This is a genomic window from Sphingobium sp. AP50, from assembly GCF_900109095.1.
Lineage (GTDB): Bacteria > Pseudomonadota > Alphaproteobacteria > Sphingomonadales > Sphingomonadaceae > Sphingobium.
Map to the genome: position 1 here is coordinate 17,752 of NZ_FNYZ01000011.1, position 20,791 is coordinate 38,542.

16 protein-coding genes are annotated in these 20,791 nt (G+C 63.3%); 7 read left to right on the forward strand and 9 right to left on the reverse strand.

Annotated features, from left to right (window positions below):
- Window positions 1-43 precede the first annotated feature (43 nt).
- The 3 genes from glgB to BMY84_RS17160 all read right to left on the reverse strand — a co-directional run bounded on the left by glgB (window position 44) and on the right by BMY84_RS17160 (window position 6,036).
- Complete coding sequence (gene glgB / locus BMY84_RS17150) at window positions 44-2,206, reverse strand: 1,4-alpha-glucan branching protein GlgB (protein WP_093084987.1); 2,163 nt, start codon at window positions 2,204-2,206, stop codon at window positions 44-46.
- Between the two features lie 29 nt (window positions 2,207-2,235).
- Window positions 2,236-4,704 (reverse strand): glycogen/starch/alpha-glucan phosphorylase, encoded by a 2,469-nt coding sequence (locus BMY84_RS17155; protein ID WP_093084989.1) that lies wholly within the window; start codon window positions 4,702-4,704, stop codon window positions 2,236-2,238.
- 123 nt (window positions 4,705-4,827) lie between these two features.
- Window positions 4,828-6,036, reverse strand: a complete 1,209-nt coding sequence (locus BMY84_RS17160) for a serine hydrolase domain-containing protein (protein WP_093084990.1) — start codon at window positions 6,034-6,036, stop codon at window positions 4,828-4,830.
- A 141-nt stretch (window positions 6,037-6,177) separates the two neighbouring features.
- On the opposite strand from BMY84_RS17160, the gene BMY84_RS17165 reads away from it, so the two are divergent.
- From BMY84_RS17165 to BMY84_RS17180, 4 genes are all read left to right on the forward strand, one after another.
- The gene (locus tag BMY84_RS17165; RefSeq protein ID WP_093084992.1) at window positions 6,178-6,690 is read left to right on the forward strand and encodes a sigma-70 family RNA polymerase sigma factor; all 513 of its coding nucleotides are present in this window, start codon (window positions 6,178-6,180) and stop codon (window positions 6,688-6,690) included.
- 54 nt (window positions 6,691-6,744) lie between these two features.
- On the forward strand, window positions 6,745-7,683 hold the full coding sequence (locus BMY84_RS17170) for a FecR family protein (RefSeq protein WP_093084993.1): 939 nt from the start codon (window positions 6,745-6,747) through the stop codon (window positions 7,681-7,683).
- Complete coding sequence (locus BMY84_RS17175) at window positions 7,667-10,099, forward strand: TonB-dependent receptor domain-containing protein (protein WP_093084995.1); 2,433 nt, start codon at window positions 7,667-7,669, stop codon at window positions 10,097-10,099. The genes BMY84_RS17170 and BMY84_RS17175 overlap by 17 nt, the downstream gene beginning before the upstream one ends.
- A 99-nt stretch (window positions 10,100-10,198) precedes the next feature.
- Entirely contained in the window at window positions 10,199-13,399 is a 3,201-nt protein-coding gene (locus BMY84_RS17180) for an autotransporter outer membrane beta-barrel domain-containing protein (RefSeq protein WP_093084996.1), read from the forward strand.
- A gap of 142 nt (window positions 13,400-13,541) precedes the next feature.
- On the opposite strand, the gene BMY84_RS17185 is transcribed toward BMY84_RS17180, so the two are convergent.
- The 6 genes from BMY84_RS17185 to gatC form a co-directional block, all read right to left on the reverse strand.
- Window positions 13,542-14,105 (reverse strand): hypothetical protein, encoded by a 564-nt coding sequence (locus BMY84_RS17185; RefSeq protein ID WP_143075055.1) that lies wholly within the window; start codon window positions 14,103-14,105, stop codon window positions 13,542-13,544.
- Window positions 14,106-14,207: 102 nt separating this feature from the next.
- A complete protein-coding gene (gene gatB / locus BMY84_RS17190) occupies window positions 14,208-15,713 on the reverse strand; it encodes an Asp-tRNA(Asn)/Glu-tRNA(Gln) amidotransferase subunit GatB (protein WP_093084999.1) in 1,506 nt (501 codons plus the stop codon).
- Window positions 15,710-16,129 (reverse strand): type II toxin-antitoxin system VapC family toxin, encoded by a 420-nt coding sequence (locus BMY84_RS17195; RefSeq protein WP_093085001.1) that lies wholly within the window; start codon window positions 16,127-16,129, stop codon window positions 15,710-15,712. The genes gatB and BMY84_RS17195 overlap by 4 nt, the downstream gene beginning before the upstream one ends.
- Window positions 16,126-16,437, reverse strand: coding sequence for an AbrB/MazE/SpoVT family DNA-binding domain-containing protein (locus tag BMY84_RS17200; protein ID WP_256213330.1), 312 nt, complete (start codon window positions 16,435-16,437; stop codon window positions 16,126-16,128). The genes BMY84_RS17195 and BMY84_RS17200 overlap by 4 nt, the downstream gene beginning before the upstream one ends.
- 216 nt (window positions 16,438-16,653) lie before the next feature.
- Window positions 16,654-18,138, reverse strand: a complete 1,485-nt coding sequence (gene gatA / locus BMY84_RS17205) for an Asp-tRNA(Asn)/Glu-tRNA(Gln) amidotransferase subunit GatA (protein ID WP_093085002.1) — start codon at window positions 18,136-18,138, stop codon at window positions 16,654-16,656.
- Window positions 18,138-18,425: an Asp-tRNA(Asn)/Glu-tRNA(Gln) amidotransferase subunit GatC gene (gene gatC, locus BMY84_RS17210; protein WP_093085004.1), complete on the reverse strand. Its 288-nt coding sequence runs from the start codon at window positions 18,423-18,425 to the stop codon at window positions 18,138-18,140. Before gatC ends, gatA begins: the two co-directional genes overlap by 1 nt.
- Window positions 18,426-18,544: 119 nt before the next feature.
- Between gatC and BMY84_RS17215 the strand changes: the two genes are divergently transcribed.
- The 3 genes from BMY84_RS17215 to BMY84_RS17225 all read left to right on the forward strand — a co-directional run bounded on the left by BMY84_RS17215 (window position 18,545) and on the right by BMY84_RS17225 (window position 20,687).
- Window positions 18,545-19,663: a DUF3089 domain-containing protein gene (locus BMY84_RS17215; protein ID WP_093085005.1), complete on the forward strand. Its 1,119-nt coding sequence runs from the start codon at window positions 18,545-18,547 to the stop codon at window positions 19,661-19,663.
- 44 nt (window positions 19,664-19,707) lie between these two features.
- On the forward strand, window positions 19,708-20,181 hold the full coding sequence (ruvX, locus tag BMY84_RS17220) for a Holliday junction resolvase RuvX (protein ID WP_093085207.1): 474 nt from the start codon (window positions 19,708-19,710) through the stop codon (window positions 20,179-20,181).
- Between the two features lie 101 nt (window positions 20,182-20,282).
- A complete protein-coding gene (locus BMY84_RS17225) occupies window positions 20,283-20,687 on the forward strand; it encodes a Rap1a/Tai family immunity protein (protein ID WP_093085007.1) in 405 nt (134 codons plus the stop codon).
- The last annotated feature ends 104 nt before the right edge of the window (window positions 20,688-20,791 follow it).

Consider the following 20,791-nt stretch of genomic DNA (forward strand, 5'->3'; position numbering starts at 1 on the left):
CCTCACTTTGCCCGCGTTTCGCCTGCACGCGCCCCGTCGGTAATCAATAATCCAGTTCCAGCATCAAGGTTGCGAAGGGCGGGATGGTAATATTCGCCCACCCTTCCTCATCGGCTTCCACCATGCCCATATTGCCCGCGCCGCTGCCGCCATAGACGCTGGCATCGCTGTTCAATATCTCGCGCCAGCGCCCGCCCGAAGGCAGCCGCATCCGGTATCCATGACGCAGAACCGGCGTAAAATGGCTGATGATGACGATCGGCCGGGCACCGGGTGCACGACGCTGCCAGGCGAAGACGGAATCCGCCGCGCCGTCGACCAGCACCCATTCGAACCCTTCGCCCTCGCAATCGCGCGCATGCAGCGCCGCCCGGCTGCGATAGAGATGGTTGAGGTCGCCAACCAGCTGCTGCACCCCCAGATGCGGTCCATGGTCCAGCAATTGCCAGTCGAGCGCGCGATCCTCGTTCCACTCGTCCCGCTGGGCAAATTCCTGCCCCATGAACAACAGCTTCTTGCCCGGATAACCCCACATGAGCCCATAATAGGCCCGAAGAGTCGCGAATTTCTGCCAGTCGTCCCCGGCCATCTTGTGCAGCAGCGATGCCTTGCCATGCACCACCTCGTCATGGCTCAGCGCCAGCACGAAATTCTCGCTAAAGGCGTACATCAGGCCAAAGGTGATGTCGTCATGATGATGCGCGCGGTGCACCGGATCGCGCGCCAGATAGCGCAGCGTGTCGTGCATGAAGCCCATATTCCATTTGAAGCCGAAGCCCAGCCCGCCGCTATGCACCGGCTGCGACACGCCGGGCCAGCTCGTCGATTCCTCGGCAATGGTCATGACGCCGGGATGATTGCCGTACAGCGCCTTGTTCATCTGCTGGAGGAAGGCGACCGCCTCCACATTCTCCCGCCCGCCATGATCGTTGGGCACCCATTCGCCGGGCTTTCGCGAATAATCGAGATAGAGCATCGACGCCACCGCATCCACGCGCAGCCCGTCGACATGATAGCGCTCGGCCCAGAACAGCGCATTATTGACCAGATATTGCGCCACCTCGCGCCGCCCGAAATTATAGATGGCGGTGTTCCAGTCGGGGTGGAACCCCTTGCGCGGATCGGCATGTTCGTACAGCGCCGTGCCGTCGAAATGGGCCAGCCCATGTTCGTCGGTCGGGAAATGCGCCGGCACCCAATCCAGTATCACCCCCACCCCGGCCCGGTGCGCCCCGTCCACGAAGCGCGCAAAGCCCGCCGGATCGCCGAACCGCGCCGTCGGCGCATAGAGGCCCAGCGTCTGATAACCCCAGCTCGGGTCATAGGGATATTCGCTGATCGGCAGGAATTCGATATGGGTAAAGCCCATGCCGACCACATAGGGGATCAGCCGGTTGGCCAGTTCATCCCAGGTCAGGAAATCGCCGTCGTCGTTGCGCTGCCAGGAACCGGCATGCACTTCATAGATGGACACAGGCTGGCGCCGCGCATCGCTGGTCCGCCAATGTTCGCGGTGCCGCGCATCCCCCCATATATGGTCCTGCGGCGTCGCCACGATCGACGCTGTGGACGGCCGCAATTCACTCTGGAAGGCAAAGGGATCGGCCTTCAGTGGCAATGTCACCCCGTCCGCACCGACAATCTCATATTTATAGGCGCTGCCCGGTCCCACGTCGGGCAGGAAAATCTCCCATACGCCCGCATCGGCGCGATGGCGCATCATCCCGCGCCGCCCGTCCCAGCGATTGAAATCGCCGACCACCGACACCCGCCGGGCATTGGGCGCCCAGACCGCGAAATGCGTGCCGGTCGCCCCTTCATGATCGATAATATGGGCGCCCAGCTTGTCGAACAGCCGGCCATGCGATCCTTCGGAAAAATAATGATCGTCCATCGGCCCCAGGACGGGACCAAAGCCATAGGGATCGATCAGATCATAGCCGCCGCCATCACCATAGGTGGCGACATAGCGCAGCGGCTGGCGCTTGCGGATCGTGACCTTGCCATGAAACAGCCCATCGGGATGCACCCGCTCCAGCGTACCGACGGCCTTGCCCGCCAGCGTCTGCGCCTCGACAGCGATCGCTTCTGGCAACAGAACGCAGGCGGTAAATCCGCCCTCCGCGGCCGGATGAACGCCAAGCGTGCCGAAAGGATCATCATCCTGCCCCTGCACCAGCAGATCGATCTGCTCGCGCGTCAGCACCTATCCATCCACTCCGGCAATGCTGGCGATCATGTCGGCATCTTCCAGATATCGGTCGCATATTCGCGGATCGTGCGATCGGACGAGAACCATCCCATGCGCGCGACATTGTGGATCGCCTTCTTCGCCCAGACGCTCTGGTCCAGCCACAGTGCATCGACCTTGCGCTGGGCAGCCGAATAGCTGTCGAAATCGGCCGCGACCATGAACCAGTCATGGTCGTAAATGCCCTGCACCAGCCCCTTGTAGCGATCCGGATCGTCCGGCGAAAAGACACCGCTGGCAATCGCGTCGAGCGCCTGCCCCAGTTCGCGGCTGCGGCCGATCACGTCACGCGGATTATAGCCGCCAGCCCGCTCGTCATTCACCTCCTGCGCGGTCAGCCCGAAGATCACGATATTCTCTTCGCCCACATGGTCGCGCATTTCGACATTGGCGCCGTCCAGCGTGCCGATCGTCAGCGCGCCGTTGACGGCGAACTTCATGTTGCCGGTGCCGGACGCTTCCATGCCCGCGGTCGAAATCTGTTCGGACAGATCAGCGGCCGGGATCATCATCTCCGCCATCGACACATTATAATTGGGCACGAATTGCAGTTTCAGCAGCCCCTGCACCGCTGGGTCATGATTGACCGCACGGGCAACGTCACCCGCCAGCTTGATGATCAGTTTGGCATTATGATAGCTCGGCGCCGCCTTCCCGCCGAACAGCTTGACGCGCGGCACCCAGTCCTTTTCGGGATGCGACCGGATCTGGTCATAGAGCGACACCGCCTCGACAATGTTCAGCAATTGCCGCTTATATTCATGGATGCGCTTGATCTGGATATCGAACAGCGCCGCCGGATCGATCCGCGCATTGACGCGCGACCGCAGCAGATCGGACAGAGCACCCTTGTTGGCGCGCTTCACCGCCAGAAATTTCTCCTGAAACGCGCTGTCGTCGGCAAAACCGTCCAGTTCGCGTAGCGCCTCGGGATCGTCCATGAACCGGTCGCCGATCGCCTCACGGATCAGCCCGGTCAGCCCCGGATTGCACTGCATCAGCCAGCGGCGGAAGGTGACGCCGTTGGTCTTGTTGTTGATCCGCGCCGGATACAGCTTGTGCAGGTCGGCAAAGACCGTGACCTTCATCAGGTCGGTGTGCAGCGCTGACACGCCATTGACGCTGTGCGATCCGGCAAAGGCCAGATTGCCCATCCGCACCCGCCGTTCGCCGCCCTCGTCGATCAGCGATATCGTGCCGATCGCCTCGTCGGTGAACTGGCCGGACTTGCGCGCCTCGCCCAGCAGGCGGCTGTTGATCGCATAGACGATCTGCATATGCCGGGGCAGCAACCGCTCGAACAAAGGCACCGGCCAGCTTTCCAATGCCTCGGGCAACAGCGTGTGGTTGGTATAGCTGAACGTCTTGCGGGTAATGTCCCAGGCTTCGCTGAAATCCACGCCATGATCATCGACCAGGATGCGCAGCAATTCCGCCACCGACACTGCCGGATGCGTGTCATTGAGCTGGATCGCCGCCTTTTCCGCCAAAGTGCGGATATCGCCGAAATATTGGATGTGGCGACGGACAATGTCCTGCAACGAGGCTGAGGAGAAGAAATATTCCTGCCGCAACCGCAATTCCTGCCCGGCGGGCGAGGAGTCGGCGGGATAGAGCACCCGCGTCAGCGCTTCGGCCCGGTTGCTTTCGGACAGCGCGCCCAGATGGTCGCCGGCATTGAACTTGTCGAGCAGGATCGGGTCGATCGGCTGCGCTTCCCACAGGCGCAGCGTATTGACCCGCTTGCCGCGCCAGCCCGCGATCGGCGTGTCATAGGGGGTGGCGATCACCCGCTCCGCCGCGCGCCAGCGCATCTGGTGCGGCCCGGCATCCTCGCCCTCGGCCGGGTCGACCCGTCCGCCGAACCCGACTTCGTAACTCGCCTCGCGCCGCTCGAATTCCCAGGGATTGCCATGCGCCAGCCAGTTTTCCGGCAGTTCCACCTGCCAGCCGTCGCTGATCTCCTGCCGGAACATGCCGTTCACATAACGGATGCCATAGCCATAGGCGGGCACGTCGACCGTCGCCATGCTTTCCATGAAGCAGGCGGCGAGGCGCCCGAGGCCGCCATTGCCCAGCGCCGCATCCGGCTCCAGCGCGGCAATGATGTCGATATCAACGCCCAGCGAATCGAGCGCCGCCTGCACATCGTCCAGCATTTCCATGTTGGACGCGGCATCGCGCATCAGCCGGCCAATCAGGAATTCAAGGCTCAGATAATAGACCCGCCGCCCTTCTTCCTCATAGGTTTTCTGGGTGGAGGTGATCCATGCGTCGATCACCCGGTCGCGGATGGAAAGGATCACGGCATGCAGCCAGTCATGCGGCTTGGCCGCCGCCGCATTCTTGCCGATGCGATAGGTCAGCCGCTCGACAATCTCATGAGCTAGGACTTCCGGGGTGAATTGCCGCGGTGCGGGTTTGGGAAGTTCGGTCTGGCCCTTGAGGTTCATCGGCGCTGGTCCCCCTGCTGAGTCGAACAGGATGATGACACAGCCCCTTGCCCCGCGCCATCGGCATTTTTGCACCGCAGCAAGAAATATCGGCTGATTTCAGCCAGTTTCCTAAACCATTATTCATCCATTTCGGCGTAGCAGCGCCCCGCGCACCCCCGCCCGCAATTCGGCCCGCACCGGATAGGTGCTGGATGGCAGATGCTGGGTCATGAAGATGCCGATCAGCCGCTCGACCGGATCGATCCAGAAATAGGTCGAAAAGACGCCACCCCAATAATATTCCTGCAAAGCCATATCCATGGCGAAGCCCAGACCAAAGCCCACACCCTGATAATCGGCCTCGCTGAACATCGCACCGGACATGCTGGCCAGATCGCCACCGCCCGGCAAATGGTTGATGCGCATCTGCGCCACGGTATCAGCCTGCAACAGCCGCACGCCATCCAGTTCGCCACCGTGCAGCAGCATCCGGGCGAACCGATGATAGTCCGCCACGCAGGAAACCAGCCCGCCGCCGCCCGACTGGAACCGCCCCTTGCGCCGCCACCCGCTGCGCGCGCCCAGATCGGCCACGCTCAGCCCCGTGGGCTTGCCCGGCCGTTCGTCCAGCCGCCAGGCGTCGGTCATCCGGTCCGCCTTCTCGTCCGGCAACATGAAGGTCGTATCGACCATTCGCAGCGGCCCGAAGATGCGGGTCTGGAACACAGTCTCCAGATCAAGCCCTGTCAACCGCTCCACCACCACGCCCAGCACATCGGTCGACACCGAATAATTCCAGCGCTCGCCCGGCGAAAATTCCAGCGGCAGAGTGGCAAGGTCGGCAACGAACTGGTTGGATGTGCGCGGCTGCTGGAATTCGTCCAGCCCCAACTTGCGATAGCGCGCATCGATCGCCGTCTGCCGCTGCAATCCATAGGTCAGGCCTGATGTGTGGCGCAGCAGGTCGATCATCAGCATGGGCCGCTTGAGCCGCGCCCGATTGGCCCGCCCGACCCGCAGATCGGCAAATTCGGGAATGATATCCGTCACTGGCGTATCCAGCGCGACCAGCCCCGCTTCGACCAGCATCATGAAAGCGACCGACGTCACCGGCTTGGTCATCGACGCGATGCGATAGAGCGCATCCTCGCGCAGCGGTTCGCCATTGGCCCGCGCCTGCCCCCGCACGCCGGACAGCAACACCGTCTCGTCCCGCGACAGCAGCAATTGCATATGGGGCAGCTTGCCGCTGGCCAGATAGCGGCGATCGAGGGATTCCACCAGCGCATCCAGTCGATCCGGGTCCATTCCCGCCGCCTGCGCTGCTGCCCTGTCCGTCATTCCCACCATGCGCCGATCGCCATCCTCGTCGTTCCTCTCCTCCAGCGCTAGAGCAGCCACGCGCACAGGTAAACAGCTTGGCCGTTGCCAAGACCCTGCCCGGCCCTCTATGGCAGCGCCCAGAACAGCATAACGGACCCGCACAGGCATATGGCCACTGGCCTCTCCGCAATTTTCATGACCAACCGCGCGGCGCTGCTTCGCTTCCTGCGCGCACGCGGCGCGGGGGAAGACGCCGAAGATCTGTTGCAGGACATGTGGATGAAGCTGGAGGCCAAGGATCTTGGCCCCGTCATCGATCCCCTGCCCTATCTGTATCGCATGGCGAACAACCTGATGCTCGACCGCTACCGGTCGTCCAGTCGGCGCGAACGGCGCGAACAGGATTGGGCGGAGGGGGCTGGCGGTGTCATGGCCGATCCCAATGAGGATATCGCCGTCGACGAACGCATGATCCTCAACCAGCGGCTGACCGAAGCGCGCGCCGTGCTGCGCGATCTGGGGCCGCGGGTGGAACTGGTGTTCCGCCGCTTCCGGATCGAAGGGGTGGGCCAGCGCGTCATTGCGGAGGAACTGGGCGTCAGCCTGACCACGGTGGAGAAGGATCTGCAAAAGGCCTATCGTGCCATGCTGCTCCTCAAGCAGAAAATCGATACGGAATGAGCGGGCTGGCGGCGTCAGGGTCAGCAAGGGGCAAAAAGGAACAGGGCTGGAGCCATGATTAACGAGGAGGCGCTGGGTTGGGTCATCCGTACCCGCGACCCGGAATTTCAGGATTGGGAGGCCTTCACCTTGTGGCTGGAGGCGCATCCCGCACATGCGCCCGCTTATGACGCTCTGATGGCGGCAGACAGCGATCTGGACAGCATCGTGCCGGAAGAACCCGTCATCATGCCGGTGGCCGCCAATGATCGCGGTCCTCGCCGCCCGTTGCGCTGGATCGCAGGCGGCGCGGTGGCGGCGGCATTGGTCGGCGTCATATCGGTCGGCCTGCTCAACCGCAGCGACATTTACAGCGTCACCACCCGTCCCGGCGAAACCCGCACCATTGCGCTGGATGATGGCACGCGCGTCGAACTGAACGGCGGCACGACCATGCGCTTCGATCGCAAGGATGCTCGTTTCGCCGCGCTCGACGCAGGCGAAGCCGCCTTCACCGTGCGGCATGACGTCGCCAATCCGTTCCGCGTGACCGTGGGCGATGCCGTGTTCGAGGACGCTGGTACGGTCTTCAACATCGTCCATACCAGGGACGCGACCCATATCGGCGTGTCGGAAGGCAAGGTCGTCTATAATCCGGATACGGAGGCGATCGCCCTGCCCGCTGGTCGCGCCCTGTCCGACGATGCGCAGGGCCTGCGCCTGATGGACGTGGCACCGGGCGCCGTTGCCAGTTGGCGACAGGGGCGGCTGGTCTATGCCAATGCCTCCATCGCCGACATCAGTCAGGATATCGGCCGCTCGCTGGGCGTGACGCTGACCGCGGCGCCGGGCGCGCAGGCGATGCGCTTCACCGGCACTATCCGGCTGGATCGCGATCCGGCGCGCTTCTTTGCCCAGGCCGCGCCGCTCATGGGCCTGACCGCCGTCCGTCAGGGCGATGGCTGGCTGTTGAAGGAAGGGCCCGCTAAGGAAGGGGATGGTCCGCAGATCTGACCTCCTGATCGTCACCGTCCTCGCCGCAGCGGCACCCATACCCGCTCTGGCGGCGGACAGACAGGATATCGATATCGCCCCCGGCAGGCTCGGTGAGGCGGCGATAGCGCTTGGCCGTCAGACAGGCATCAGCATCGGCATGTCGGACCAGTCGCTGGCTGGCATCCGCACCCCGCAGGTCAAGGGGCGCATGTCGGCGGACGCGGCGCTGCGGCGCCTGCTCAAGGGCACTAACACAAAGGCACAGCCGGTCGGCGGCAATGGCTGGCGCATCGTGCGCGCTCGCCCTGCACCGCTTCCCGCTCCCACGCCGGTTGCTCTGCCCGCAGCCGCCCCTGAAGAAGAACCGCAGGCCGCGATCATCGTCACCGCCTCCAAGCGGGAGGTGCCCCTGCTCCGCTATGCCGGCGTTGTGGAGACTTTGGGCGACGGCATCTTCACCGCCGCAGAGGCAGCAGGCGGCAGCGCCACCTTGCTGGCACGGGTCGCCAGCCTCAGTTCCACCCATGCAGGCGCCGGCCGCAACAAACTGTTCATCCGCGCGATCGCGGACTCCGCGCTGGCCGGTCCGACACAGGCGACCACCGGGCAATATCTGGGCGACATGCGCCTCAACTATGCCGCGCCGGACCCGGACCTGAAACTTTACGATATCGGCCGGGTCGAAGTGCTGGAGGGGCCACAGGGTACGCTCTACGGCGCCGGATCGCTGGGCGGCATCATCCGCATCATGCCCAATGCGCCCAACATGACCGAATGGGGCGGGCAGATGTCCGCTGGCGCCTCCGCCACCCAGCATGGCGATCCGGGCGGCGACCTGTCCGCCACGCTCAACATCCCGATCGTCTCGGATAAGCTGGCGCTGCGCGTGGTCGGCTATGGCGTGCAGGATGGCGGCTATATCGATGATGTCAGCCGCGACAAGGACGACGTCAATCAGGTGCGCACCTATGGCGGACGCACCGCGCTGCGCTTCACCCCGAACGAGGACTGGACCATAGACCTGAACGGCGTCTACCAGCATATCGACGGGGAAGACGCCCAATATGCCACCCGCAGCGTCGGCCGCCTGAAGCGCGCCTCCTCGGTCGCCCAGCCCTATTATGCCGACTATCTGCTCGGCAATGTCCGCATCGAACGGCAGTGGGATTCGCTCCACTTCGTTTCCTCGACCGGCTATGTCCGCCACACACTGGCCGAAAGCTACGATGCCACCCAGCCCGGCAGCGCCCCGGCCCTGTTCCGCCAGCGTAATCAGGTCAGCATCTTCTCCACCGAAAACCGGCTGGTGCGCGATTTGGACAATGGGCTGGGCTGGATATTGGGTGCCTCCTACCTCCAGAGCACGTCGGACCTCGACCGGTCGCTCACCTCCTTCGGCGCGCAGACGAGCGAACCGCCGATCATTCCGGGCGTCCCCCTCTATGGCATGGGCCGCGCCGCCGCCGCGACCGGCGTGCGCAACAGCGTGAAGGAAGCCACGCTGTTCGGCGAAGCCTCTTTCGAACCGGTCAAGGGCCTCATCGCCACCTTCGGCGGCCGCCTGACCAACAGCCGCCTGTCGGGCGAAGCGCTCGATCCCGGCGCCTTGCTGTCCTCCAGCGATCTCGCCCGCGCCGAAGCGCAGGCCAATCGCAGCGAAACCTTCTTCCTGCCGTCGGCCTCATTGCTGACCGACGCTATTCCCAACGTCACCCTCTATGCCCGCTTCCAGCAGGGCTTCCGGCCCGGCGGCCTTGCCGTCGACGACCAGCGCGTCCGCCGTTTCCAGAATGACCGGGCCTCCACCGTGGAGATCGGTGCGCGAAAGGGCGTGCCGGGCCGCGATGTCTTCGCCGCCAGCGCCAATGTCGCCTATACCGACTGGCGCAATATTCAGGCCGACGTCACCGACCGGATCGGCCTGCCCACCACCGCCAATATCGGTGACGGACGGATCTACACGGTCGAGGGGCGCATCGTCCTGCGCCCCATCCGCTCGCTCACGCTGGATGCCAGCGCTATCTATAATGACAGCCGCCTGACCCAGCCGACTGACTTCGTGCGGGCCCTGTCCTACCAGGGCCGCTCGCTCAGCCTGCCCAATGTCGCCAATCTGGGCGGACGGCTCGCCCTCGACTATCGTGCGCCCTTGTCCACGGAGACGGACCTGCACCTGATGGGGTCCGCCCGTTATGTCGGCAAATCGCGCCTCGGCGTCGGCCCGATCCTGGGCCAGACGCAGGGCGACTATGTCGACACCAGCCTCTCCGCCAGCGTCACGCGCGGGCCGGTGCAATATTCGCTGTCGCTCACCAACCTGTTCGACAGCAACGGCAATCGCTTCTCGCTGGGTACCCCGTTCGATCTTCAGACCGATTATTATACGCCCCTGCGCCCCCGAACCGTACGGATCGGCGTCGACTTCGCTTTCTGAATAAATATTCATCGCATTGCCTGACGGAAGCCACGCTTCGGCACCGTCCCATGCGGACGCGCCCCCAGAATATCGAGCGCGGCACGCAGAGGAGACATCATGCGACATCTATTGGCCTGCACGGCCATCGCCCCCGTTCTGGCGGCCCTTACCGTGGCCGACGCGGCGGCAGAAACCACGATCAGCAGTGCGACGACGACAGCCCTGAAGACCTCCACCGTGGCCAGCGGCGCGGCGGATAACCTGACCATCGCGTCGGGCGGATCGATCACCCTGACCAGCGGCACCGCCGTCACCATCGACAGCAACAACACCGTGTCCAACGCCGGCACCATCACCATCAATGATGCCGATAATGTGACCGGCATCCTGGCGGCGGCCGGCACGACTGGCGACATCAGCGTCGCTGGCACCATCACCCTGACCGAAGACTATACCGGCGAAGATGAGGATGACGACGATGACGTCGACGGCCCCTTCGCCGAAGGATCGGGCAAGAACGGCATCCTCGTTCAGTCCGGCGCCGCCCATGTGGGTGATATCGACCTTAGTGGCACCATCAGTATCGAAGGCAATGAGTCCGCAGGCATTCGCCTGAACGGTCCCCTGACCGGCAACCTTACCACCAGCGGCACCATCTCGGTCCTGGGCGACAACAGCTATGGTATCGTGGCCAACGATATCACCGGCGACGTCACCCTTCAGGGATCGATCGCCGCCAAGGGCGAAAACAGCGTCGGCGTGGCGCTGCTCGGCGACGTGGATGGCGCGGTGAAAATTCAGGGCACCATCACCAGCACCGGCTATCGCACCACCACCCGGCCGACCGACACGTCCGATCTGGACGCGGACGATCTGCTTCAGAGCGGCTCTGCCGTCGTCATCGCCGGCAATGTCAGCGGCGGCGTAATCTTCGACACCCCCCCCACCCTCGACGATGATGATGACGATGTCGACAATGACGGCTTGACCGACGCCAGCGAAGGCAGCGCCGTCGTCGTGACCTATGGCTCGGCCGCGGCCGTGCAGATCGGCTCTGCCGATATCGACACGACCATCGGATCGGTCGCGACCGAAACGTCGGGCTATGGCCTCGTCGTCAATGGCTCCATCTATGGCTACGGCATCTATGACGGCGTCGACGCCAATGCGCTGGTCGTCGGCGGGCTGGGCGGTGACGTGTCCATCGCCAACGGCATTTCGATCGCCGGCACCGTCTCGGCCGTCTCCTATGACAGCAATGCCACCGCACTGCGCATCGGATCGGGCGCCACCACCGGCACGATCGACGTCAGCGGCAGCATCGGCGCCAGCGGCGCCACGCTCGAAGGCACCACCGCCACCGGCATCCAGATCGACGCTGGCGCATCGGTGAATGCGATCACGGTCAGCGGCCGTATCGTCGCGATCGCAGGCAGCGATGAAGATGGCACGGCCGTCGGCATTCGCGACGCTTCCGGCACCGTGACCTCGCTCACCAACACCGGCGCGATCAGCGCATCGGGCGGCGTCAGCAACATCGCGATCGACCTCAGCGCCAACACCAGCGGCGTCACCCTGACGCAGGCTCTGGAGGACGAAGATGCCAGCGATCCGTCGATCGCCGGCGATATCCTGCTCGGTTCGGGCAGCGATATCGTCAAGGTATCGGCCGGCACGATCACCGGCGACATCGATCTGGGCAATGGCAATAACAGCCTGACCCTGTCGGGTTCGTCCAGCATCACCGGCAATGTCACCTTCGGTTCGGGCAATGACAGCCTGACGCTGGGTGACACCGCCAGCATCGTGGGCGATGTCGATTTCGGCGGCGGCACCGATTCGCTGACGCTGAACGGCACCTCGTCCATCTCCGGCGCCATCAGCAACAGCAGCGGCACCAGCGTCGTGCTGAACGGCGGCACGCTCAACGCCACCAACACCGGCACCGTGTCGCTCGCCTCGCTCTCCGCCAGCGCGACCTCGACGCTCGGCGTCACTATCGATGGGGAAGCCGGCACCAACACCGTCTATGACGTGGCCGGCGCCGCCAGCTTCGCCACCGGATCGCAGGTCAAGGTCAACCTGACCCAGGTCAGCGGATCGGAAGGCGACTATGTCATCGTCACCGCCGGATCGCTCAGCGGTTCGCTCGCGCTCGATGACGAAACGCTGCTCCCCTATATGTTCAAGGGCAGCCTGGCCAGCGACACCACCGCGGGCACCGTCACCCTGACGGTCGCGGCAAAGACCGTGTCCGAACTCGGCCTGGTCGGTTCGCAGGCACGAGCCTATTCGGCGATCTTCAACGCGCTGGATAATGACAGCGACATCGCCAACGCCTTTCTGGGCATCACCAACGGCGCCACGCTTAAGGGCAATCTGCAACAGATGCTGCCCGATCATGCCGGCGGCACGTTCGAAGCAGCAACCCAGGGATCGCGCGCCATGGCCCGCATTCTGTCCGATCCCAACGGCATCTACCGCACGAAGGATGGCAGGCTCGGCTTCTGGCTGCAACAGGTCGCGTTCAACAGCTCCAAGGATGTGGGCACGACGGCCGACTATGACATTGACGGCTGGGGCGCTGGCGGCGGCGCGGAATATCTGACCGATTATGGCGCGTTCGGCGGTTCGCTCTCCTATGTCCACGCCAACAATACCAGCGGCGCCAACAACAATGTCGCGTCGGATCAATATGAACTGGCGGCGCACTGGCGTGGCCAGTGGGGCGCGTTGCAGACCTATGCCCGCGTCTCGGCGGCACGGGTCAATTTCGCCGGATCGCGCTATTATGAAAACGGCGACGTCACCCGCACCGCCTATGGCAAGTGGAACGGCACGCTGGTTTCGGCCACCGCCGGCGCATCCTATCAGATGCAGTTCGACCGGTTCAGCCTGCGCCCCGCGCTCAGCGTCGACTATTACCGCCTGAAGGAAGATGGCTATAGCGAAACCGGCGGCGGCGATGCCTTCAACCTCACCGTGCTCGGCCGCACCAGCGACGAAACGGCAGCCACTGGCACGCTGACGGCAGGCTATGAATTTGGCAGCCTGAACAAAGAGGATGGCTGGCTCCGTCTGGAACTGGAGGGCGGCCGTCGCCAGATCGTCGGCGGATCGCTCGGCAACACCACGGCCAATTTCAAGGACGGGGAACAGTTCACGCTGGTCGCCGAAGACCGTACCAATGGCTGGACCGGCCGCGCGCGTCTCTATGGCGGCACCGACACTTTCCGCATCGGCGGCGAGGTCGGCGCGGAGCAACAACAAAATAATGTCGCATTGTCCGTTCGGGCGACGGTTAACTTCGTCCTGTGACGTCTAAGGGTTGAACAGGCGGGCCACACCCCACAGACCCTCCCGGTCCGTCTGTTCCGCTCCGGCACAAAACCCTCCCCAAGGGCGCCGGGCATAAAAGAGGGGCGTCGCTGGTCCCCCCGGCGGCGCCCCTTCTCTCGTTTCAGGGGGAAAGCTGGTCGATCTGATCCAGCAGGCGGTTCAGCGCTTCCACCATGATGTCGTCCGCTGGCATCGCATCCGCCTTTTCCAAATCGACGGTCACAGTGGACATTCTCGGTTCCATGCCCGACGCCGTGGACCAGCCAAATGTGAATTCGGCGCTGCCAGACAGCGCCTTGCGGTCTCCCACCCCAAGCACGCCCCAGGACCGCGCGCACATTTTGACACGCAGCTTTTGGAAACGAACATCTATCTTGTCAGCAGGCCGGATAGTTGCGTCTGCTTCCCGCTTGGACAAAGCCCGCTGTACCAGCAGCCCAAGATCATCCTGTGATCGCAGGAAATCGCTGCCGCGCAATTTGCCGTTGGGCATGCACAATAATCCGGCACGAACCGGACCAACAACAGAAGATAGCGGAAAGCCGACCGAAGCTGTGACGGCAGGCAATGCTGCCAACGCAGGAAAAGACGCTCCTGCCACGACCATTGCAACGGCAAAGGCTTTCAGGGCTGGCGTCACCAACAATGAAATGCAGCGGCGAAGCAATTCCTTCGCCGTTTCCATCGTAACCGCGAAATATGGTTCCATAGCCCCCTCTTTACAAAGGCTATGGAACCATATCCGCTATTATCACTCAAGCCGTAACGGCAGCAGTGCCTCTATCGATCAGCCCGCCAGTGCCTTCTTCACCAGTTCGTTGACGACCTGCGGATTGGCCTTGCCCTGCATCGCCTTCATCGTCTGGCCGACGAAGAAGCCGAACAAGGCTTCCTTGCCGCCGCGATATTGTTCGACCTTGTCGCCATTGTCGGCCAGCACCTTGGCCACCGCCGCTTCGATCGCGCCGGTGTCGGACGTCTGCTTCAGGCCCTTTTCCTCGACGATATTGCCCGGCTTGTCGCCCGTTTCCAGCATGATCTCGAACACCTGCTTGGCGATCGTGCCGCTGATCGTGCCGTCGGCCACCAGCGCCAGCAATTCCGCGCCTTCTTCAGGACTTACAGGGCTTTCCTCAAGCGACTTACCAATGCGGTTAAGCGCGCCATAAAGTTCCGAGAGCAGCCAGTTGGCCGAAGCCTTGGCGACTTCACCTTCGCTCTTCTTCTGGATACGCGCGCCTTCGGCCAGCAGCGCTTCGAACCAGCGCGCCGTGTCGGCGTCGGCGGTCAAAGTCGCGGCATTATAGGCGGACAGGCCGAGGTCGCCTTCATAGCGCGCGCGCTTCGCATCCGGCAGTTCCGGCAAAGACTGGCGGCATGCCTCCAGAAAGGCGTCGTCCAGTTCCAGCGGCAGCAGGTCGGGATCGGGGAAGTAGCGATAGTCATGCGCATCTTCCTTCGACCGCATCGATCGCGTCTCGTTGCGATCCGGGTCGTAAAGGCGCGTTTCCTGCACGATCTTGCCGCCGGCTTCCAGCACGTCGACCTGGCGGTTCGCCTCATGCTCGACCACGGCCATGACGAAGCGGACCGAATTGACATTCTTCGTCTCGGTGCGCGTGCCGAATTCCTCGCCCGGACGACGTACGGAGACGTTCACGTCGGCGCGCATCGAGCCCTGATCCATATTGCCGTCGCACGACCCGACATAGCGCAGAATGGTTCGCAGCTTCGACAGATAAGCCCCTGCTTCGGCAGGAGAACGCATGTCCGGCTTCGACACGATTTCCATGAGCGCCACGCCGGAGCGATTCAGGTCGACATAGCTACTGGTCGGATGCTGGTCGTGCATCAGCTTGCCGGCATCCTGCTCGACATGGATGCGTTCGACACCGATCACCTTCTTGCTGGCGTCGGGGTTCTTCTCGTCCAGCACGATCTCGATCTGCCCCTCACCCACGATCGGGTGATAAAGCTGGCTGATCTGATAGCCCTGCGGCAGATCCGCATAGAAATAATTCTTGCGGTCGAACCGCGACCATTTGTTGATCTGCGCGTCGATCGCCATGCCGGTGCGCACCGCCTGACGGATGCACTCGCGGTTGGGCACGGGCAGCATGCCGGGCATCGCCGCGTCGACAAGGCTGACCTGCGTATTCGGCTCCGCACCGAAAGCGGTCGCCGCGCCCGAAAACAGCTTGGCGTTCGACGTCACCTGCGCATGGACCTCCAGGCCGATCACGACCTCCCACTCGCCGGTTGCGCCCTGGATGCGATAGGTTGATTCAGTCATGTTCGGTCCGTTTCGGGAGTGATGAGGATAAGCTCTGGAAAATAACGCCGGTAGTGAACTGGGTCGCGAGTCAGCAAGGCCATGTTACAAACGATCGCATGCGCACCGATGAAAAAGTCAGGCAGGACGCGATAGGCCTTGTCCCTGTCGCGCATGCCCCGATAGGTGGCAAAACGCTGCCCCGCAATAAAGGCGGTCCGGTCGTCGATCGGCTCTGATACCAGTCCCAGAAAAGACAATGCACCGTGCAAATCTGCGAGAGAAGCATAATTGCGGCTCAGCTCGGCCAGAATGATGGCGTTGAACAGGACGGGGCCATCACGCCGTGCGTCGCTCAACCTGTCGATTGACCAATCACCCCACACATCATCACCCGACAAGATGTCGATAACGATGTTCGTATCAACAAATGTCATTCGGGCTCCAATCTGTGCGGACGGATATAGTCCATATACTCATCCGTCGTAGCGAAACCCGTATCGATGGAACCTGCGACAGAAAGGATCGCCGCCTTGATTCTGGCACGCCGTTCCTCCGCCGTTTCCTCGACGGCCGGGGCGGCGGGCAAAACAACAGCCTCACCGCGATCGTTGATCCCGATCCGCACGGGTTGACCCGGCACCAGACCGATACGATCGCGGATAGCCTTGGGCATGAGCACTTGCCCCTTGCTGGTCATGTTGACCACCGTCTCTTCGTCGATCCTGCTGTGCATGTTCATCATGGAAACTCCAGTGTTACCACAGGTAACACTTCGCCGGTCGAATGCAATATGGTCAGCTACCGTTCCGTCGGTTCACACGATTACGCGCACGCCGTTTCAGAACTTTCCGCCGAGCGGGCGTTTGAACTGCGACACAGGTCCGTCCGAATTTCAGCCGCTTGAAACCTTCGACGAGGCCTTCTCCAAGGAATTGGAAAAGGATCTCGCCGATCCAGTTCACCACCACTTGTCCGGCCGTGCCGTGAAGCCCGAACGCTCCTCGATCGCGAGGGCCGCGTTCAGCACGGTCTGCTCGTCCAGCGCCTTGCCGATGATCTGCAAACCGATCGGCAGACCTGCCGAATCCAGCCCGCCCGGCACCGCCATCGCTGGCAGCCCCGCCAGCGAGGCCGGCACGGTGAAGACGTCGTTCAGATACATGGCCAGCGGATCGGCCTGCTTCTCGCCCAGCGCGAAGGAAGCGCTCGGCGCGGTCGGCGTCAGCAGCAGGTCGCACGTCTCGAAAGCCTGCTCGAAATCGCGCGCGATCAGCGCCCGGACCTTCTGCGCCTGCGTATAATAAGCATCATAGAAGCCCGCCGACAGCACATAGGTGCCGATCATGATGCGGCGCTTCACTTCCGGCCCGAAACCGGCAGCGCGGGTCGCGGCATACATGTCCTGCAAACCCGCCCCATCGGGCAGGTCGCGCTGGCCATAGCGCACGCCGTCATAGCGGGCGAGGTTCGAAGACGCCTCAGCCGGGGCGATGATATAGTAGGTCGGCAGCGCGTACTTCGTATGCGGCAGCGACACATCGACCACCTCGGCGCCAGCATCCTTCAGCCAGGCAATGCCGCGATCCCACATGGCAGAGATTTCTGCGTTCAGGCCATCGGGGCGATATTCCTTGGGAATACCGACCTTCTTGCCCTTGAGATCGCTCGACAAACTGGCTTCCCACTGGGGAACCGCCAGATCGAGGCTGGTCGAATCCTTGGGATCGAAGCCTGACATCACCTCCAGCAGGATCGCATTGTCGCGCACCGTGCGCGCCATCGGCCCGGCCTGATCCAGCGACGAAGCGAACGCCACGATGCCCCAGCGCGAGCAGCGGCCATAGGTCGGCTTGATGCCGCTGATGCCGGTGAAGGCGGCCGGCTGGCGGATCGACCCGCCCGTATCGGTGCCGGTCGCCGCCGGGCACAGCCGCGCGGAAATCGCCGAGGACGAACCACCCGAAGACCCACCCGGCGCCAAGGCAGCATTACCGCCGTCATTCCGCCGCCAGGGCGAGATCACATTGCCATAATAGCTCGTCTCGTTGGATGATCCCATGGCGAACTGGTCTAGGTTCAGCTTGCCCAGCATCCCCGCGCCAGCCGCCCACAGCTTGCCCGACACGGTCGATTCATAGGTCGGCACGAAGCCTTCCAGCATGTGGCTTGCCGCGGTCGTCTGCACGCCCTGCGTACAGAAGAGATCCTTCATGCCGATCGGCACACCAGCCAGCGCACCCAGCGTTTCGCCGTCCGCCTTCGCCTTGTCGGCCGCGTCAGCCGCTTCCAGCGCCTTTTCCGGCGTTTCCACGATGAAGGCATTCAGCGCCTTGGCGGCAGCAACATTGGCGTTGAAGCCTTCCGCCACTTCACGCGCCGAAAAATCGCCCGCACGAAAGCCGTCGCGGATTTCCGCGACCGTCAGATCAGTCAGATTGGTCATTATTCGATCACCTTGGGCACCGCGAAGAAGCCATGTTCGGCCTGCGGCGCATTGGCCAGCACCTTGTCGCGGACATCGCCATCATTGATGACGTCGTCGCGCAGGCGTTGATGGTTGGGGATGACGGCCGTCATCGGCTCTACGCCGGTCACGTCCACCTCGCCCAGTTGCTCCACCCAGCCAAGGATGTTGTTGAGTTCGGGCACCATGGCCTCCGCTTCTGCATCCGTCACCGAAATGCGCGAAAGGCTGGCGATCTTTTTCACGGTCTGAAGGTCTATCGACATGGGCCAAGCCGCTAGCACCCGCACCTGCCCGCTTCAAGCGGGTTTCGCGCCCTGCCCGCTTCCCCTTGCGCGCTTGCGTTCCATCGGCCAGACAGGGGCGACAATCTCGGAGAGTGTGGGTGGCACGCAAATTCCTCTATGTCATCGCGACCCTTGTCGTGCTGGTGATCGCCGCACTGCTGGTCTATCGCGTCTGGGGCATGCAGCTCATCCGCATGGTGATGGTGCCGCGCGAACCCTTTACCCAGCTTCAGCCACTCCCCGCCGATGCCTATATCGACGCGAAGATGTGGATCGCCCGGCCCGACATCGAAAAGGATAATGTCGCACTCTGGACCCCCGCCGGCGTCCCCGCAACAAAAACGCCCGGCAAGGCTGCCATCTTCTTCATCCACCCGACCAGCTACATCACCACCTTCGGCGATTCCCACTGGAACGCCCGACTGGATGACAAGGATGCGGACGCCACCGCCCGCCGCTTCGTCATGGGACAGGCCAGCGCCTTCAACGCTGCCGGCACCGTCTGGGCGCCGCGCTATCGCCAGGCCAATTATGGCGCCTTCCTGACCGACAAGCCCGCCGGGGATCAGGCGCTGGACGCCGCCTATCGCGACGTGGCGCAGGCCTTTGCCGCCTTCCTGAAAGCCAATCCCACCGGTCCGCTGATCCTCGCCGGCCATAGTCAGGGCTCGCGCCACCTGCTGCAATTGCTGCGCGAACAGGTCGCGGGCAAGCCCGTCGCCGACCGCGTCGTCGCCGCCTATGTCGTGGGCTGGCCGGTATCGGTGGAGGCGGACCTGCCTGCCCTCGGCCTCCCCGCCTGCGCAGGGCAGGATCAGGCCCACTGCATCGTCAGCTGGCAAAGCTATGCCGAACCGGCCGACCCGTCTGCCGTCATCGAAAGCTTCGGCCGCAAGACCGGCTATACCGGCCAGCCGCGCAAGGGCACGCATATGCTCTGCACCAACCCGATCACCGGCGCCTTCAATGGCAAGGCTGCGGCCAGCGCCAACAAGGGCACGCTCGATGCGCGCGAACAGGGCCAGCCGCCCAAGCTCGTCACCGGCGTCGTCCCGGCCCGCTGTGACACCAGCGGCGTGTTGATGATCGGGGAACCGGTCGACATGGGCCCCTACACGCTGCCGGGCAACAACTACCATGTCTACGACTACAGCCTCTTCTGGGGCAATGTGCGGGAAGACGCGCAGAAACGACTGGCCGCCTTCAGGAGGAAGTGAAGCTGGGAAGTGACTTCCCCGCCGGGACGTGGCAGGGCGACACCATGAAATTGGTAACAACGGATCGCGTCGCCTTTCGGGAAGCTTTGCCGCAGGGCGGTCGCCTGATCGGCATGGATGTCGGCACCAAGACGATCGGCCTCGCCCTGTGCGACGCCCACTGGACGATCGCCAGCCCTGCCTACACCGTCACCCGCGGCAAGTTCAGCAAGGACAAGATCGGCCTCGCCGCCTTCATCGAGCAGCAGCAGGTGAAAGGCATCGTCATCGGCCTGCCCTTGAACCTCGACGGCACCAACAGCCCGCGCAGCCAGTCGAGCCGCGCCTTCGCCCATAATGTCGCCGATCTGGGATGCCCCGTGCTGCTCTGGGACGAACGCTGGTCGACCCAGGCTGTCACCCGCACCCTGCTGGAAGCGGACGCCAGCCGCGCCCGCCGCGACGAACTGGTCGACAAACTCGCCGCCAGCTACATATTGCAGGGCGCGATCGACGGGTTGGTCGCAGGCATGGAATAAGCGCCCTTAACTCACCCGTCACCCCAGCGAACGCTGGGGTCTCACGCGAAGGCGAGCCAAGCCCCGCCGCAGCAGGCCGCACAAAGATGGAGACTTCAAAAATGCCCTCCCGCCCCATCCTGCGCGCAGCGTCACTCGCCGCCGCCCTGCTCCTCCCCGCCGCGGCCCATGCCGGCTTCTACAGCGGCAATGATCTCTACGCCGTCTGCACCACGGAGAAGGACGACAAGGAATTTTTCGAAAAATCCTATGAGTGCCTGGGCTATATCAGCGGCGCGGTGGATGCGTTCAACACGACGCGTGAAGCCGTCGGCCTCAAAAGCTGCATCCCCGGCGACGTGACCATCAGCCAGCTACGCGGCACTACCGTCACCTATATGAGCAAGAACCCCAGGGACCGCGCCAAATCCGCCTCCTCCCAGGTTTTCGCCGCCACCCGAAAAGCATGGCCCTGCCCCACAGCCAAGCCCGCAACAAAAAAGAAGGCGACCAAGAAGAAGCGGTAAAGTACCAATCCCCTCCCGTAAACGGGAGGGGTAGCGAGACTTACGCGCGAAGTGCGTTAGTCGCAGCGGGGTGGGCCGGAGCAACGATAGCCTCCTGCCCGATT

Excerpts from the sequence above, each read along its gene's own strand:
- BMY84_RS17225 (WP_093085007.1), top strand. The coding sequence starts at position 20,283 with ATGCCCTCCCGCCCCATCCTGCGCGCAGCGTCACTCGCCGCCGCCCTG.
- ruvX (WP_093085207.1), top strand. The coding sequence starts at position 19,708 with ATGAAATTGGTAACAACGGATCGCGTCGCCTTTCGGGAAGCTTTGCCG.
- BMY84_RS17195 (WP_093085001.1), bottom strand. The coding sequence starts at position 16,129 with ATGACATTTGTTGATACGAACATCGTTATCGACATCTTGTCGGGTGAT.
- BMY84_RS17160 (WP_093084990.1), bottom strand. The coding sequence starts at position 6,036 with ATGGTGGGAATGACGGACAGGGCAGCAGCGCAGGCGGCGGGAATGGAC.
- BMY84_RS17175 (WP_093084995.1), top strand. The coding sequence starts at position 7,667 with ATGGTCCGCAGATCTGACCTCCTGATCGTCACCGTCCTCGCCGCAGCG.
- gatA (WP_093085002.1), bottom strand. The coding sequence starts at position 18,138 with ATGACCAATCTGACTGATCTGACGGTCGCGGAAATCCGCGACGGCTTT.
- BMY84_RS17165 (WP_093084992.1), top strand. The coding sequence starts at position 6,178 with ATGGCCACTGGCCTCTCCGCAATTTTCATGACCAACCGCGCGGCGCTG.
- gatC (WP_093085004.1), bottom strand. The coding sequence starts at position 18,425 with ATGTCGATAGACCTTCAGACCGTGAAAAAGATCGCCAGCCTTTCGCGC.
- BMY84_RS17185 (WP_143075055.1), bottom strand. The coding sequence starts at position 14,105 with ATGGAAACGGCGAAGGAATTGCTTCGCCGCTGCATTTCATTGTTGGTG.
- BMY84_RS17180 (WP_093084996.1), top strand. The coding sequence starts at position 10,199 with ATGCGACATCTATTGGCCTGCACGGCCATCGCCCCCGTTCTGGCGGCC.
- BMY84_RS17155 (WP_093084989.1), bottom strand. The coding sequence starts at position 4,704 with ATGAACCTCAAGGGCCAGACCGAACTTCCCAAACCCGCACCGCGGCAA.
- gatB (WP_093084999.1), bottom strand. The coding sequence starts at position 15,713 with ATGACTGAATCAACCTATCGCATCCAGGGCGCAACCGGCGAGTGGGAG.
- BMY84_RS17170 (WP_093084993.1), top strand. The coding sequence starts at position 6,745 with ATGATTAACGAGGAGGCGCTGGGTTGGGTCATCCGTACCCGCGACCCG.
- BMY84_RS17200 (WP_256213330.1), bottom strand. The coding sequence starts at position 16,437 with ATGATGAACATGCACAGCAGGATCGACGAAGAGACGGTGGTCAACATG.